Source organism: Paenibacillus sp. 1011MAR3C5, from assembly GCF_003591485.1.
GTDB lineage: Bacteria > Bacillota > Bacilli > Paenibacillales > Paenibacillaceae > Pristimantibacillus.
The window spans coordinates 72,181-87,384 of the sequence record NZ_QZCF01000005.1; the positions used below are offsets into that span (position 1 = coordinate 72,181).

17 protein-coding genes are annotated in these 15,204 nt (G+C 50.6%); all 17 read left to right on the forward strand.

Annotated features, from left to right (window positions below):
* Positions 1–33 precede the first annotated feature (33 nt).
* Entirely contained in the window at positions 34–1,362 is a 1,329-nt protein-coding gene (trmFO, locus tag D3P07_RS16255) for an FADH(2)-oxidizing methylenetetrahydrofolate--tRNA-(uracil(54)-C(5))-methyltransferase TrmFO (protein ID WP_119801304.1), read from the forward strand.
* Positions 1,363–1,537: 175 nt separating this feature from the next.
* Positions 1,538–2,083 carry an ATP-dependent protease subunit HslV gene (gene hslV / locus D3P07_RS16260; protein ID WP_119801305.1) on the forward strand — a complete coding sequence of 182 codons (546 nt, stop codon included), beginning with the start codon at positions 1,538–1,540 and terminating at the stop codon, positions 2,081–2,083.
* Positions 2,084–2,106: 23 nt separating this feature from the next.
* Entirely contained in the window at positions 2,107–3,507 is a 1,401-nt protein-coding gene (hslU, locus tag D3P07_RS16265; RefSeq protein ID WP_119801306.1) for an ATP-dependent protease ATPase subunit HslU, read from the forward strand.
* A gap of 28 nt (positions 3,508–3,535) precedes the next feature.
* A complete protein-coding gene (gene codY, locus D3P07_RS16270) occupies positions 3,536–4,306 on the forward strand; it encodes a GTP-sensing pleiotropic transcriptional regulator CodY (protein ID WP_119801307.1) in 771 nt (256 codons plus the stop codon).
* A gap of 220 nt (positions 4,307–4,526) precedes the next feature.
* Positions 4,527–4,937 carry a flagellar basal body rod protein FlgB gene (gene flgB / locus D3P07_RS16275; RefSeq protein WP_119801308.1) on the forward strand — a complete coding sequence of 137 codons (411 nt, stop codon included), beginning with the start codon at positions 4,527–4,529 and terminating at the stop codon, positions 4,935–4,937.
* Between the two features lie 3 nt (positions 4,938–4,940).
* Complete coding sequence (flgC, locus tag D3P07_RS16280; protein ID WP_119801309.1) at positions 4,941–5,393, forward strand: flagellar basal body rod protein FlgC; 453 nt, start codon at positions 4,941–4,943, stop codon at positions 5,391–5,393.
* Positions 5,394–5,419: 26 nt separating this feature from the next.
* Complete coding sequence (fliE, locus tag D3P07_RS16285; protein WP_119801310.1) at positions 5,420–5,725, forward strand: flagellar hook-basal body complex protein FliE; 306 nt, start codon at positions 5,420–5,422, stop codon at positions 5,723–5,725.
* 42 nt (positions 5,726–5,767) lie between these two features.
* A complete protein-coding gene (gene fliF / locus D3P07_RS16290) occupies positions 5,768–7,345 on the forward strand; it encodes a flagellar basal-body MS-ring/collar protein FliF (RefSeq protein ID WP_119801311.1) in 1,578 nt (525 codons plus the stop codon).
* 11 nt (positions 7,346–7,356) lie between these two features.
* A complete protein-coding gene (gene fliG, locus D3P07_RS16295) occupies positions 7,357–8,370 on the forward strand; it encodes a flagellar motor switch protein FliG (protein ID WP_119801312.1) in 1,014 nt (337 codons plus the stop codon).
* On the forward strand, positions 8,363–9,202 hold the full coding sequence (locus D3P07_RS16300; protein ID WP_119801313.1) for a FliH/SctL family protein: 840 nt from the start codon (positions 8,363–8,365) through the stop codon (positions 9,200–9,202). Before fliG ends, D3P07_RS16300 begins: the two co-directional genes overlap by 8 nt.
* Positions 9,189–10,514, forward strand: coding sequence for a flagellar protein export ATPase FliI (fliI, locus tag D3P07_RS16305; protein WP_119801314.1), 1,326 nt, complete (start codon positions 9,189–9,191; stop codon positions 10,512–10,514). Before D3P07_RS16300 ends, fliI begins: the two co-directional genes overlap by 14 nt.
* Positions 10,515–10,521: 7 nt before the next feature.
* Positions 10,522–10,968 carry a flagellar export protein FliJ gene (gene fliJ, locus D3P07_RS16310; protein ID WP_119801315.1) on the forward strand — a complete coding sequence of 149 codons (447 nt, stop codon included), beginning with the start codon at positions 10,522–10,524 and terminating at the stop codon, positions 10,966–10,968.
* A gap of 29 nt (positions 10,969–10,997) precedes the next feature.
* On the forward strand, positions 10,998–11,909 hold the full coding sequence (locus D3P07_RS16315; protein WP_259391542.1) for a magnesium transporter MgtE N-terminal domain-containing protein: 912 nt from the start codon (positions 10,998–11,000) through the stop codon (positions 11,907–11,909).
* Between the two features lie 52 nt (positions 11,910–11,961).
* Complete coding sequence (locus D3P07_RS16320; RefSeq protein WP_119801317.1) at positions 11,962–13,341, forward strand: flagellar hook-length control protein FliK; 1,380 nt, start codon at positions 11,962–11,964, stop codon at positions 13,339–13,341.
* Between the two features lie 38 nt (positions 13,342–13,379).
* A complete protein-coding gene (locus tag D3P07_RS16325; RefSeq protein ID WP_119801318.1) occupies positions 13,380–13,865 on the forward strand; it encodes a flagellar hook capping FlgD N-terminal domain-containing protein in 486 nt (161 codons plus the stop codon).
* Positions 13,862–14,248 (forward strand): TIGR02530 family flagellar biosynthesis protein, encoded by a 387-nt coding sequence (locus D3P07_RS16330; protein ID WP_119801319.1) that lies wholly within the window; start codon positions 13,862–13,864, stop codon positions 14,246–14,248. The genes D3P07_RS16325 and D3P07_RS16330 overlap by 4 nt, the downstream gene beginning before the upstream one ends.
* Positions 14,249–14,334: 86 nt before the next feature.
* Complete coding sequence (gene flgG / locus D3P07_RS16335; RefSeq protein WP_119801320.1) at positions 14,335–15,147, forward strand: flagellar basal body rod protein FlgG; 813 nt, start codon at positions 14,335–14,337, stop codon at positions 15,145–15,147.
* Positions 15,148–15,204 lie beyond the last annotated feature (57 nt).

Sequence of the window (15,204 nt, forward strand, 5' to 3'; positions counted from 1 at the left end):
TGGGGTTTAAACTACGGAAAGGAATGAACACCATTGACACAGAAAGTAACCGTAATCGGAGCAGGACTAGCCGGAAGCGAAGCCGCTTGGCAGATCGCATCGCAAGGCGTGCCCGTTACTTTATATGAAATGCGCCCGGTGAGACAGACGCCGGCCCATCATACGAATAAATTCGCTGAGCTGGTATGCAGCAACAGCCTTCGCGCTAACGGCTTAGCCAATGCAGTAGGCGTACTGAAGGAAGAAATGCGCAGGCTGAATTCCATTATCTTGAGCAGCGCCGATCTTCATGCGGTGCCGGCAGGCGGGGCGCTTGCGGTAGACCGCGACGGATTCTCCGGTGAAATCACGAACAGGCTCCATAATCATCCGCTGATTGAAGTGCGCAATGAAGAAGTAACGGAAATCCCGCAAGACGGAATTACGGTTATTGCTACGGGTCCGCTTACAGCGCCTGATCTTTCTAAGCAAATACAAGGCTTGCTCGGTGAAGAATACTTCTACTTCTATGATGCGGCAGCTCCGATTATCGACAAAGAATCGATTGATATGAGCAAGGTTTATTTGGCATCCAGATATGACAAAGGCGAAGCCGCTTATTTGAACTGCCCGATGACCGAAGAAGAATTCAACGTGTTCTACGAAGCGATCATCACGGCTGAGAAGGCAGAGCTTAAGGAATTCGAGAAAGAGATTTATTTCGAGGGCTGTATGCCGATCGAGGTTATGATGAGCAGAGGCAAGCAGACCGCTTTGTTTGGCCCGATGAAGCCTGTGGGACTGGTCAACCCGCATACAGGGAAGCTTCCGCATGCGGTTATCCAGCTGCGTCAGGATAATGCGGCAGGTACGCTATACAATATGGTAGGCTTCCAAACCCACTTGAAGTGGGGCGAGCAGAAGCGCGTATTCTCGCTTATTCCAGGGCTCGAGAATGCGGAATTTGTCCGCTATGGCGTCATGCACCGCAATACGTTCATCAATTCGCCAAAATTGCTGAAACCGACTTATCAGACTCAAAACAGGGACACACTCTTTTTTGCCGGCCAAATGACGGGCGTGGAAGGGTACGTCGAGTCCGCTGCATCCGGTCTGATCGCGGGTCTGAACGCCGCTCGTGTGGCGAAGGGGCTCGAACCTCTTGTATTGCCGGAGCAGACGGCTCTTGGCAGCATGGCTCATTACATTACAACGGCTGATTTCAAGCATTTCCAGCCGATGAATGCCAATTTCGGCTTGTTCCCGCCGCTTGAGAAACGGATCAAGAACAAGAAAGAAAAGAATGAAGCGATAGCGAACCGCGCTTTGGAGCGCATTGAGCAATTTAAACAGGAACATTTATCGTCGGCCGCCGTACAGTAACATAGAGGTGTTCAGCCTACCTGGCTGCGATTTGTTCCCAAAACAAGTATTTTGCAACAACTTGAATCATAAAACTTAAGCATATGCGCCGGTTGCAACGGTTTATACCGTAAGAGATGTTCCTCTTCCTATGAGGGCGAATATGATTTCTTATTACTTGAAGGAGGCCTGGCCGATGGAAATGCAATTTCATGCGACGACGATCTGTGCGGTTCGTCATGAAGGAAAAGGAGCTATTGCAGGCGACGGTCAAGTAACGTTCGGCAATAGCATGGTGATGAAAAATACAGCGAAAAAAGTTAGACGTCTGTATCGGGGGCAGGTAGTTGCCGGATTCGCAGGTTCAGTAGCGGATGCCATCACCTTGTTTGAAAAGTTCGAAGCGAAGCTGGAGGAGCATCACGGCAATTTGCAGCGTGCCGCTGTCGAGCTGGCCAAGGACTGGCGTTCTGATCGCGTCCTGCGCAAGCTGGAGGCGATGATGCTTGTGATGGATAAGAGCGGCCTCTTGCTCATCTCAGGCAATGGGGAAATCATTGAGCCGGATGATGATATTCTGGCTATCGGCTCTGGCGGAACGTTTGCCCTGTCGGCTGCCAGAGCGCTTAAGCGTCATGCTCCTGGCATGGAGGCGAAAGAAATCGCGAAGTCGTCGCTGCAGATTGCGGCTGAGATATGCGTGTATACGAATTCGAATATTATTGTAGAAGAAATCGGCTAGTAGAGAAGCGGAGGCGATGGAGAATGGGAAATGACGCACTGACACCGCGCCAGATCGTCGCGGAGCTGGATAAATATATCGTGGGCCAGAAGGACGCGAAGCGTTCCGTTGCCGTAGCGCTTCGGAACCGTTATCGGAGAAGCAAACTGGACGAGACAATCCGGGACGAGATTGTGCCGAAAAACATCCTGATGATCGGACCAACTGGCGTGGGCAAGACGGAAATCGCACGCAGGCTGGCCAAACTTGTGAAGGCGCCATTCGTTAAGTTGGAGGCTACCAAGTTTACGGAGGTTGGCTATGTCGGCCGTGATGTAGAGTCGATGGTCCGCGATTTGGTGGAGATCGCGATTCGCATGGTGAAGGCGGAAAAAACAGAAGGCGTCAAGGATAAAGCGGAAAAGCTTGCCAACGAGCGTATTGTCCTGCTGCTTGCTCCTTCTGCGGCAAAGCCGAAGTCGAACAAAAATCCGTTCGAAATGCTGTTCGGCGGCGGAGGCGAAGAAAAGGAAGAAGAGAAGGATCAAGAACAGGATCATTCTCTTCAAGCTAAACGGTATCAAATCCGGGAGCAGCTTGCGGCAGGCAATCTCGAGAATGAGATGATCGAGATTGAGGTAGAGGACACATCTCCTAATATGCTTGATATGCTATCGGGCCAAGGTCCCGAAGGCATGGGCATGAATATGCAGGAGCTCTTCGGGCAGCTGATGCCTAAAAAACCTAAAAAACGCAAGCTTCCTGTAAAAGAAGCGCGAAAAGCGCTTATTCAGGAAGAAGCAAATAAGCTGATCGACATGGATGACGTCATCTCGGAATCGATCATCCGCGCAGAGCAAAGCGGCATAATCTTTATCGATGAGATCGACAAGATTGCCAGCCCTTCACGCGGTTCAGGCCCTGATGTGTCCCGTGAAGGCGTGCAGAGGGATATTCTGCCGATTGTTGAGGGATCAACGGTCATGACCAAGTACGGTCCCGTCAAAACGGACTACGTGCTATTCATAGCTGCTGGCGCCTTCCATATCGCCAAGCCTTCGGATCTCATTCCGGAGCTGCAAGGACGTTTTCCGATTCGGGTCGAGCTGACGAGCCTTAGTCTGGATGATTTTATCAGCATTTTGACTGAGCCGAAGAACGCGCTGACGAAGCAGTACACGGCTTTGCTGGAAACGGAAGGCATCGAGGTAGAGTTTTCGCCGGAAGCCATTCGCGAGCTGGCATCCATCGCGGCAGATGTGAATCGCAATATGGAGAATATCGGTGCACGCAGGCTCCATACGATTTTGGAGAAGCTGCTAGAGGACCTTTCCTTTGAGGCACCAGAGCTTTCTTTGGAAAAAATGACAATTACGCCGGAATATGTACGCGAGAAGCTAGGCAGCATTGCCAAGGATCGCGATCTGAGTCAATATATATTGTAGTGGTTACAGTTTTGGGAGGCATTTGGAAATGAGTTTATTGAATAAGACAAGAACGCTGAACCGGCTGCTCCAACGAGCGGCCGGCAAAGCTCTCAGCTTCAGGGAAATGGCTGAGGTGCTATGCTCCACGGTGCAAAGCAACGTATTCGTTGTTAGCCGCAAAGGCAAAATTTTGGGTTCTGCAGCCGTTGACGTGTATGACCATGATTTCATCCGCAATCTTACAGGGGACGAGCTTCGCTTCTCGCCAGAGACGAATGCAGGGTTCCTGGAGACAGGCGAATCGATGACCAATGTCAAGCCTGATCCGGACATGTTCCAGTCGCTGACACGCTTGGGCGACCAGGAAGTGATGACTGTTGTTCCAATTATCGGTGGCGGTGACCGTCTTGGCACGCTTGTGCTGACTAGGCCGTCAGGTTCATTTAATGACGATGACTTGGTGCTGGCCGAATATGGCTCAACGATTGTCGGAATGGAGATTTTGCGCGAGCGCGCCGAAGAGATCGAACAGGAAGTTCGCAGCCGCGCCGTCGTCTCTGTAGCGGTAGGATCATTGTCCTTCAGCGAGCTTGAGGCCGTAGAGCATATCTTTGAGGAACTGGATGGGAAGGAAGGTCTCCTGGTCGCTTCCAAGATTGCCGACCGTGTTGGCATAACGCGTTCCGTAATCGTTAATGCGCTGCGCAAGCTGGAGAGTGCGGGTGTCATCGAGACAAGATCGCTCGGTATGAAGGGGACCTATATCCGAATTTTGAACCATCAGTTGCTCCAAGAGCTCGAAAAGATAAAATCATAGGACCTAGTCCGATTTAACCATGCAAGCCCTATCTTTTATACAAAGATAGGGCTATTTTCTTATTGTAATAATTTAGGTAATTGATGAAGATAATCGTGTCAGCACAAATCGACAGATTTATCTCATTTTTTTAATGTTTTTATGTCGAATGAAGAAGGAATGAAGATTATTCTGTTGAATAGGTAACGTAAGATTTCTATAGCGAAAGTGGTGAAACTACATGAAATTGTTGAATGGCGCAGCATTTCAACGGATGGAGGCTGCGGCCTACGCTGCAGAAGCTAGGCAGCGCGTCATCTCGAACAATATTGCTAACGCCGAGACGCCGCATTTCAAAAGATCAGAGCTAGTATTCGAGCAGTTGCTAGAGGAAACGATGGGGCCAGAGAGAAAATTGGCTGGTCGAAGCAGTGACAGCAGACATATTCCTATTGGCTCGAACGCATCGAGACTGCCTGTTGCCGAGGTCGTAACTGATGAATCGACTGCCATGAACAACAATAAGAACAATGTCGATCCTGATCGTGAAATGTCGCTACTTGCCAAGAACCAACTAAGCTATTACATGTATACCCAGCAAATTAATCATGATCTGAAAATGATGCGTACCGCAATAGAAGGGAGGGGCTAGACGATGAAATTGTCAACGGGATTTGATATAAGCGCATCGGCGCTAACGGCGCAGCGTATGCGGATGGATGTCATTTCCTCCAACATTGCCAATGCCGAGACGACTCGCGGTAGTTTCGTTAACGGAAAGTTTGAACCGTATAAGAGAAAGCTGGTCGTGCTGGAACCGAATGGTCAATCGTTTTCGAATGTCCTTGCCAATGAGATGGGCCGCAATGGAACGGCGCAAGGAGTAAAAGTAAGCCGTATTCAAGAAGACCAGTCGCCAAACAAGCTGGTATTCAATCCAACTCACCCCGATGCAGATGAAAATGGTTATGTACATATGCCAAACGTTGATGTAGCAAAGGAAATGGTGGATATGATTGCAGCATCGAGAGCCTATGAGGCGAACGTCACAGCGATCAACGCCACAAAGTCGATGTTCATGAAGGCGCTCGAGATCGGTCGAGCTTAATACGTAGAAGACCCGGAGGGAAAATAATGATTCAATCGATGTCATTGGGCCCGGTGGCCCCAGCTAAGATGGTACAGACCAAGCCGATTGAGCAAGCGACTCCGGCTGAGTTGACACAAAGCTTTGGCCAATACTTACAGACGGCGCTTGAAAACGTCAGCGCTCAGGAGAAAAATGTCCATAAACTAAATGATCAATATTTGGTCGGTCAGGTCGATGTGACGCAGGTGCTTCTGGCGGCAGAGCAAGCGCATCTCAGTTTGCAGTTTACCTCACAAGTCCGCAACAAGGTTGTTGAGGCATATCAAGAAATCATGCGGATGCAAATTTAATCGTACTTTTTTCCTAGCAAAGTATTTGGGTGAGGTGACAATGTGAACGAGAGATTCGCCCAATATCGCGAACGGCTCAAGCTATTCTGGAGCCAGATGGGCAGAAAACAAAAAATATGGTTGGGGGCATCTATTAGCGGATTGTTGTTGGCGGTCATCCTGCTGACAATTGTGTTCACTAGAACGGAATATGAGCTCGCGTTCCAAAATCTGGATGCGACTGATTCTGCAGCGGTCATGAGTTATCTGGACGCTAGCGGAATTCCTTATAAGCTTGAGGCCAATGGCACAAGCATTATGGTTCCAAGCAACGTGGCATCCCGAGTGAAAGTGGATGCTGGTTCTCAAGGCTTGGTGCAGAACGGCTCTATCGGATTTGAGATTTTCAGCTCTAATTCGTCCAAGCTTGGTACTACGGAAAATGAATTCAACGTGCTATACCAGAATGCGCTAAATGGCGAAGTTCAGAAATTGCTTAATGGATTGCAAGGAGTGGAAAGCTCCAAGGTTCTGATCAACTCGCCGGAGGAAAGTGTATTTCTAAGACCGGAAGATGCAACCAAAGCATCGGCTGCGATTGTCATGCAATTCAAGCCGGGCTACAGACCGAATCAAAAAGAAATCGACGGCTATTACAACCTGGTAAGAGCCACAGTGGCTGATCTGGCGATTAAGGATATTACGATATCTTCCAAGCAGCATGGCGAACTGGTATCCTCCGAGGCGGGAGGAGTAGGAACAGGGAGCACGGATCTTGTTGAATTGCAGTTCCAGATTCAAAGCAAGTATGAATCGGACCTCAAGAAAAATATCCAGCAGTTCCTGGGTCCTATTGTAGGCAGCGACAATTTGGTGGTCAGCATCTCCAGCAGCATGAACTTTGACAAGAAGCTGACGCAGGAGAGTCTGGTTAGACCCCTGCAAAACAATAACAACAACGGCATTGTCCTAAGTGAAGAGTTGAACAGCACATCTTCGACGGGGTCATCCGCGCAGGCGGGCGGAGTAGCCGGAACAGGTGAAACAGATATCCCGGGTTATGAAGCGGCCGGACAAGGCAGCAATTCGTCGGAAACAAATTCGCAAGTCCGGAATTATGAATTTGACCGGATCAATAACAGCATCGAATCAGGGCCTTTTGTCCTAAAGGACTTGTCCATTAGTATTGGTGTCGAAGCAGCTCAGCTTAATGATGAGGATTCCAGAGCGGCCATTACCAACTACTTGACGACTTTGGTTCGATCGCAGCTAGCTGATTCTGGTCAGGATGTTAATGATGACGTTCTGATGAACAAAAAAGTTTCGCTTATCGCAAGAAATTTTGCGGAAAGTGTAACAGCAACTCAAACAAGCGGTCTGTCTCTGCCATGGGCAATCGGCATCGGCGTTGCTGCGCTGGCGATTATCGGCGGACTCGTCGTAATGCTCACGCGCAGACGGAAACAGGCGCAGGTTGAGGAAGTGGAAATGGCTGCTGCTCCTTCGAAAGTGGAGTATCCGACACTTGATCTTGAGAGTGTCAACAACGACAGCCAAGCACGTAAAAATCTTGAAACACTCGCCAAACGCAAGCCTGACGAATTCGTCAACCTTCTTCGCACCTGGCTTGTGGATGAATAGAGGTGCTGTAATTGTCTAAAGCGACGCAAGGCTTATCGGGACGCCAGAAGGCGGCAATCTTGTTAATTACTCTAGGTCCTGAAGTGTCGGCGCAAATTTTCAAGCATCTGCGAGATGAAGAAATCGAACAGCTTACTCTTGAAATTGCGAACGTACGGAAGGTCGACGGCCAGGATCGAGAGATGATCTTAAGTGAATTCCACCAGATCTGTCTGGCGCAGGAATATATATCGCAAGGCGGCATTTCGTATGCCAAAGATATATTGGAGAAGGCCCTTGGCGAAGCGAAAGCACTGGAAGTCATTAATCGCCTGACAGCAACGCTTCAAGTCCGGCCGTTTGACTTCGCTAGAAAAGCGGAGCCGACTCAAATTCTGAACTTTATCCAAAATGAAAACTCGCAAACGATCGCACTCGTGTTATCGTATCTGCAATCCGACCAGTCTTCGCAAATATTATCCTCCTTGCCGCAAGACAAGCAGGCGGATGTTGCAAGAAGGATCGCGCTAATGGACAGCACATCACCGGAAGTTATTTCTCAAGTGGAGCGAGTGCTGGAGCAAAAGCTGTCCGCTACGGTTACGCAGGATTACACGAATGCCGGCGGCATTGATTCAATCGTACAGATTTTGAACGGCGTAGACCGCGGTACGGAACGGACCATTCTCGATGCTCTTGAGATTCAAGATCCGGAGCTGGCCGAAGAAATCAAAAAACGGATGTTCGTATTCGAGGATATCGTCAATATCGACAACCGTTCCATCCAGCGCATCATCCGGGATATCGAAAATGCGGATTTGCAGCTTGCGCTTAAGGTGGCAAGCGAAGAAGTTCGCGAAGCGATCTTCCGCAATATGTCCAAGCGTATGGCCGAAACCTTCAAGGAAGAAATGGAATTCATGGGTCCTGTGCGGCTGCGTGACGTGGAAGAAGCCCAAACCAGAATCGTGGCTACGATTCGCAGGTTAGAGGAATCGGGTGAAATCATCATCGCACGTGGCGGAGGAGATGATATCATTGTCTAATTTGATTAAATCCTCCAGTGTCATTCCGTTGGATCAGCTGAAAGAGCTGAAATGGGCTAATCCTTATCAAGTGCCTGAGCGTATGGATTTGGATATGGAGCCGCTTGCGGAGCCGGGTCCTGACGAAGAAACGGTGGCGCTCCGGGATCAAATTCTAGCGGATGCCGAAATCTTTGCCGAAAACCGACTGCGCGATACAGCCCAGGAATGCGAGAAGATGCTTGCGGATGCGCAAGCTCAGATCGATGTATGGTGGCTTGAAAAACGGGAGGCAGATGAGCTTGCCTCTGCAGAAGCCCGAACATCCGGCTATGAGCAAGGCTTCGCCGAAGGTAAGGCGACATCCGAAGCGCAACTGCGCGAGAGTTGGGAGTCCAAAATTATAGAAGCTGCTGATGTGCTGAAGCACGCCTACGCTTCACGAGAACAAATTATCCAGGAAGCCGAGCCGTTTTTGGTACAGCTGAGCTGCGCGATTGCCGAAAAAATTATCGGACAGCAGCTATCGCTCACACCGGATGTAACGATTGAGATGATTCGCCGCTCATTATCCCGCAGACGGGAGCAAGGTGTCATTACGCTATGCGTAGCACCATCGCAGCTGACATTCGTGCAGGCTGCCCGGGAAGAGCTGCATGCATCGATCGATTCTCAAGCCGAGCTGCAGATTTTGCCGGATTCATCGGTTAAGGATAACGGCTGTGTCATACGCTCCGCTTATGGCAGCATTGACGCAAGAATTGATACCCAATTGTCAGAGATTAAACGCGAGCTGATCTCGCTTGCCCATCAGAATGATGCAGAAAGAGGACATGCGGATGAACGCGAGTAATCTGGACGCCCTGAAATATCTTGAACACCTTAGACCGCTTGATCCGGTTCGCGTGAATGGCAAGGTGACGCAGGTGATCGGACTAACCGTCGAATCGGAAGGGCCGGACGCAAGCATAGGCGATCTGTGCTATATCTATCCGTCGAAAAGCGCTAAACCTCTGAAAGCGGAAGTGGTTGGCTTCCGGGACAACAAGGTTATTCTGATGCCGCTTGGCGATCTGCATTCGATCAGTCCGGGCTGCGATGTTGTCGGAACAGGGAAACCCCTGACCATTCAGGTTGGCTCAGAGCTGCTGGGCAAAGTGCTGGACGGACTCGGCAATCCGCTTGACGGTTCGTATTTGCCTAGCCGGATGCATCACTATTCCACACACAATGAGCCAAGCAATCCGCTCAGCCGTCCGCGGGTAACGGAGCCGTTAAGCATCGGCGTAAGAGCCATAGACGGTTTGTTGACGGTAGGACAGGGCCAGCGGGTCGGCATATTCGCCGGATCCGGTGTCGGCAAGAGTACGCTGCTTGGGATGATCGCCAGAAATACATCAGCAGATGTGAATGTAATTGCACTCATTGGCGAACGCGGCCGCGAGGTACTGGAGTTCATCGAAAAGGATTTGGGTCCGGAGGGCTTAGCCCGATCCGTAGTAATCGTCGCCACCTCCGACCAGCCGGCGCTGATTCGGATGAAGGGCGCGTTAATCGCAACGACCATTGCGGAGTACTTCCGCGATCGCGGTCTGAATGTCATGCTGATGATGGATTCCGTTACGCGTTATGCGATGGCTCTGCGTGAAGTCGGACTCGCCATCGGCGAACCTCCCGCTACAAGAGGCTATACGCCGTCTGTATTCGCTGCACTGCCCAAGCTGCTGGAACGCGCTGGGACTGGACCGACAGGCTCGATCACCGCATTTTACACAGTTCTGGTGGACGGCGATGATATGAACGAGCCGATTGCCGATGCCGTGCGGGGAATTCTGGACGGGCACATTGTGCTCAGCCGCCACTTGGCGCATAAGGGGCATTTTCCGGCAATCGATGTACTGGCATCCGTCAGCCGCGTCATGAAGGAAATTGTGACCGAGGAGCAGCAGGATGCGGCTAATGATTTGAAACGACTTCTTTCTATTTATAAAGATTCGGAAGACCTGATCAATATCGGGGCGTATCAGCAAGGATCCAACAAGGAAATTGATCTTGCCCTCGAATATATTGATGCCATTCATTCCTTTACGAGACAAAAGACGAATGAAAAAGTAACGCTTGGCGAATCGCAGGAACGATTGGTGAACGAATTTCACAGGAGTTGAGTCATAGGTGGCTTCCTTTCAATATTCATTTCAAAAGGTCGTTGATCTGAAAACCAGCCAAAAAACCCAGCAGGAATGGCTGTTATCAAGCGCGCTGGGTGCCCTGTCGGCAGAGGAAAAGTCGCTGCATGAGCTTCGGGAGACGAGGCTTGAATGGGAAGAGAAGCTTCAAGCCGCTTCGCAACGTGCTGTGCCGCTTGCGGAATTGCAGATCATCGGACAATATCTGGATTACTTGCAGACTTGTATTGAGAGCAAGCTGCTGGATGTGAAGAAGGCAGAGAGGGTCGTTGAGCAGAACCGCTCCAAGCTGGCAGACAGAATGAAAGATGAAAAAGTGTGGCTCAAGGCAAAAGATCATGCCATGGATCGGTTCCGGCAAGCGCTGCAGCTCAAGGAGCAGAACGAGTTGGATGAAATGGCAACTGTCCGGTTTATCATGCCAACCCCATAAGTGAAGCGTAACACCGGCTAGAGGAGTGAGTGGAATTGGCGGATACAGAAGTTGAAAAACAAGGCTATAACGCATTTGAGCGGTTAATGTTCATGTTAATACCTATCCTGTTTGTCATCGTACTGCTTGGCGTGCTTTATGCGATGTTCGATTCGGACTTCCGCAATCGGGCGCTTCAATTCGGGCAATCGATTCCAGTTGTCAAAAATGTGCTGCCTGAACCTAAGGTAACCGGCAGTTCTATGGATGACAGCCAGATCCGCTCCATTAAAATGATGGAGAAGATCGAAGAGCTTGAGACGGAGCTGGCCTCCGTCAAGCAGGAATTGGCTGTTGCCAACGGAGAGAAAGGCGCTCAGTCCGATGCGGTTGAGGATCTGCAGGCAGAGAATGCGCTGCTGAAGCAGCAGAGCGAGGACAAACGGTTGGAGGATGAAGAATATACGGCTAAGATTACGGAACTTGCCAGCATGTTCTCCAAAATGACGCCAAGCAAGGCCGCTCCTATCGTACAGAACATGACGACGGATGAGATCGTATTGCTGTTCTCCTCCATGAGACCGGATGATCGGGTTCGCATAATGGAGAAGATGGATCCGCGTATTGCGGCTGAAGCAACCATTAAGCTGAAGGACAGCCAAAATGCGAAGGACATGCAGATTGCCGCATTGCAATCCCGTCTGGATAAGACAGAGAAGGCGGAAGAGAAGCCGGTATCCGCTACGCTTAATCAGGAACAGCTTAATGCAACCTTTACATCGATGGATGCGAAAAGCGCAGGGGAAATGCTCATCAAAATGATGGAGATCAGCCCAAGCAAAGTGATTCGGATTTTGAACTCGGTAGAAGATGCGGCTCGGTCCGCGATACTGACTGAAATGTCCAAGGCGGATAAAACAGCGACAGCGAATATTATGACGAAGCTGATGTCCGGCACATAGATGTAGCTAGCTCCTTCCAGACACTATTGCACGGGAAAGGAGGTGAATACATATGGAAATGATCATTCCAGGCATGGCAGTTACAGGACAGGCTTCCGCGATCAGCGGAACGTCAGCGACGAAAACAGGCACAGGAGCGGAGGGCAGCTTCAAGCAAGCCCTTGTTCAACAAATCGTCAGTGAGTCGACTTCATCAGGCGGATCAGCTCAGCAACCGGGTTTGCTTGGCGTCATTACGTCTCAGAATGCGATCGTATCTCTGAATGCAGCTGAAGCAGCTGTTTCAACGGAAGACTTGATGTCACTGATCGACGGATTGATGGACAAGCTGGATGCCGCAACGGAGAATGTGGATGCGGATCCGGGCAGCATGCAGGATCAACTGCAATCGATGTTGTACGCGCTCCAGGCTTTGCTTGCCTTGCTCGGAATTCCAACCCCTCGCACCTCGACTAGTGCATGGGATACGGAACAGTCGGGCGGCATGGCTCAGAATGCTCAAGCGCTTGAACAGACAAAAGCAAGCATGCAGGTTGGTCTGATTCAATTGCAAACGCTGCTGCAGCAAGGCTCGTTGAAGCAAATTCAAGGGCAAGAGCCGCTTGCGCTCATCGCCAACCAGCTGCAAGCTTTGTCTGCGGCTCTAGTGACGGATGAATCAGGCAAAGAGAACGGATCTCCGAAGGCCGATGCTAATACATTGCCTTCATGGCTTGTCGCTCAGCCTGCTGCTTCTAAGGATGCGAGTGCTCTCCTGCAGAGATTGTCTCAGCAGAGCGTACATCCGTCAGCTCTTCAGGCCGTAATGTCCGCGTTGAGCGAGGGACAGGCAGTTCAGACGCCAGCCGACTCTCAAGCTAACGTTCCTGCAGATCAATCGGCTACTGTTCAATTGCCGCTTGTTGGTCCGCATAATGTTCGTGACTTTGCGCCGCTTCTTGCAAGATCGGCTGCTCCTACCGCGTTTGTGCTGGCTGACAATTTTGCAGATACGATGAATGGGCTGATTGTTCAGAAGTTCAACATACGTTCCGTAGACGGGTTGTCAGAAGCCAAGCTTAAGCTGTTCCCTGAGCAATTAGGACAAGTAGATGTACGCATTTCGATGCAGAATGGCGTGTTGACCGCGATGTTCCAGACCGACACAGCAAAAGCCAAAGATATGCTGGAAAATCAGATGGCTCAATTGCGGGCAGCTTTGCAAGCGCAGGGCCTGAACGTTGAGAAGCTGGAGGTGACGCAAAGTCCAGCAACTATGGAACTGTCGCATCAACAAGGCGGACCAGGTCAACAAGGCAAGCAGGGCTCGGACAACCGTTCCGGCTTTGGGGAAGACGAGAATGTAACGGATAACGCGTTTGAATCCGAACTGGTCGAGCAAGCCGCGATTCAAGGATTGGGCTATGGACGGGCTATTAATGAAATGGCTTAATGGCTTATTCGAGAAGCAGTGATCGGAGGTGAATCATAATGTCAGGAAGTGTTTCTTCAGGCTTGGTTTGGCCGGATTACCATAAAAACAATGTGCAGAAGGCAGCTAATCGCGAACCATCGGATACGCTGGGCAAGGATCAATTCCTTTCGATACTGGTTGCGCAGCTTCGGAACCAAGATCCGATGCAGCCTATGCAGGACAAGGAATTTATCGCTCAGATGGCTCAATTCACATCCGTTGAGCAGCTGATGAATATGAACACGGCTTTGACGCAAATGCGTAATAGCATAGGCTCGGCATCCAGTCTGATCGGCAAGTGGGTGCAGTGGAACGAGTATGACGAAGCAGGCGCGATACAGTCGCTTAGCGGCCAAGTCGAATCCATTGTATCGAAAGACGGCATTCTCTATTCCAGAATCGGAGACAAGGAAGTTGCGCTGGATTATCTGTTGTCTATCTCGGAGAGCGAACCTCAGCCACCTTCTACGGATGGCGGCTCGGAAGAGGAGGCAACGCCATGAGCGACAGCATGAAGATCGGCCACCTGTATCCGATAAGAACAGCACCGCTGCAGCTAGACAAAGCTGCGAGGGGACAGCAGGGCAAGGCCCCGTCATCTACCGAATTCCGCGACTTGCTGGAATCGCAGGTGCTGAAGTTCAGCCATCATGCCGAAATGCGTATGGAGCAAAGAGGCATCCAGCTGCAGCCTGAATCGTTGACTCAAATTATGAGAGCCGTCGACGATGCTGCTTCCAAAGGTGCAAAAGATTCGCTCATTGTATTCAAGGATATTGCGATGATCGTGAATGTTCCGACGCGTACCGTCGTAACAGCGATGGATGGCAAGCAAATGCAGAGCAACGTATTTACGCAGATTGACAGTGCTATTATTTTGTCTTGATAGAGGCTGGACCGAACAGGAAGCCTCAGGCTGCGGATCGACTGAAGCAGCCGCGAGTCAAATACAACCCATTGGAGGAATAAAGCATGCTCAGATCCATGTATTCAGGCGTTTCCGGTATGAGAGGGTTTCAAACCAAGCTTGACGTAATCGGCAACAATATCGCAAACGTGAATACGGTCGGTTTTAAGGCTGGCCGCGTCATGTTCTCGGATATTCTAAGTCAGACGGTAGCGGGTGTAACCGCTCCTGAGGATGGCGAGCGCGGCGGCGTTAACGCGAAGCAAATCGGCCTTGGCGTATCAATTGCTTCTATTGATACCATTCATACGGCAGGCAGCGCCATGACGACGAACCAGGCAAGAGACGTACGTATCGACGGCGACGGATTTTTTGTTGTATCCGCTGGCGACGGCGCAGAGATGATGCTGACGCGTGCGGGTAACTTCAACCTGGATGCGGCACGTCAATTGGTTACTGCGGATGGATTGTTCGTACTTGGCATTGACGGCGCTCCGATTATTCTGGATGAGGAAGTTACAGCATTCAGCATCAGTCAGGACGGTATGATTCTTGGCGTTACGCCTGAAGGTCAAGTAGAGGTTGCGCAGCTCGGTATGGCGCAGGTTGTTAACCCAAGCGGCCTTGAGAAGCTTGGCGGCAACTTGTACCGGATGACAGTAAACGCGAACCCGGACGGCGAGTTCGAACTGCTGGCTGCCAACGACCCTGAGTTTGGTACGGGCGCTATTATCTCCGGCCAGCTGGAGATGTCGAACGTCGACTTGACGGCTGAATTTACAGAGATGATCGTCGCGCAGCGCGGCTTCCAGGCCAACTCCAGAATCATAACGACATCTGATGAGATTCTGCAGGAAGTTGTCAACCTGAAGCGTTAATTAATAAAGGGATGAACTAAGCGGGAGGCTATCAGCCTCCCCTACATAAGAGGGGGG

What these genes read in the sequence shown, in the direction of transcription:
- hslV (WP_119801305.1), top strand. Translation starts at nt 1,538, where the DNA reads ATGGAAATGCAATTTCATGCGACGACGATCTGTGCGGTTCGTCATGAA.
- hslU (WP_119801306.1), top strand. Translation starts at nt 2,107, where the DNA reads ATGGGAAATGACGCACTGACACCGCGCCAGATCGTCGCGGAGCTGGAT.
- codY (WP_119801307.1), top strand. Translation starts at nt 3,536, where the DNA reads ATGAGTTTATTGAATAAGACAAGAACGCTGAACCGGCTGCTCCAACGA.
- flgB (WP_119801308.1), top strand. Translation starts at nt 4,527, where the DNA reads ATGAAATTGTTGAATGGCGCAGCATTTCAACGGATGGAGGCTGCGGCC.
- flgC (WP_119801309.1), top strand. Translation starts at nt 4,941, where the DNA reads ATGAAATTGTCAACGGGATTTGATATAAGCGCATCGGCGCTAACGGCG.
- fliE (WP_119801310.1), top strand. Translation starts at nt 5,420, where the DNA reads ATGATTCAATCGATGTCATTGGGCCCGGTGGCCCCAGCTAAGATGGTA.
- fliI (WP_119801314.1), top strand. Translation starts at nt 9,189, where the DNA reads ATGAACGCGAGTAATCTGGACGCCCTGAAATATCTTGAACACCTTAGA.
- D3P07_RS16320 (WP_119801317.1), top strand. Translation starts at nt 11,962, where the DNA reads ATGGAAATGATCATTCCAGGCATGGCAGTTACAGGACAGGCTTCCGCG.
- D3P07_RS16325 (WP_119801318.1), top strand. Translation starts at nt 13,380, where the DNA reads ATGTCAGGAAGTGTTTCTTCAGGCTTGGTTTGGCCGGATTACCATAAA.
- D3P07_RS16330 (WP_119801319.1), top strand. Translation starts at nt 13,862, where the DNA reads ATGAGCGACAGCATGAAGATCGGCCACCTGTATCCGATAAGAACAGCA.
- flgG (WP_119801320.1), top strand. Translation starts at nt 14,335, where the DNA reads ATGCTCAGATCCATGTATTCAGGCGTTTCCGGTATGAGAGGGTTTCAA.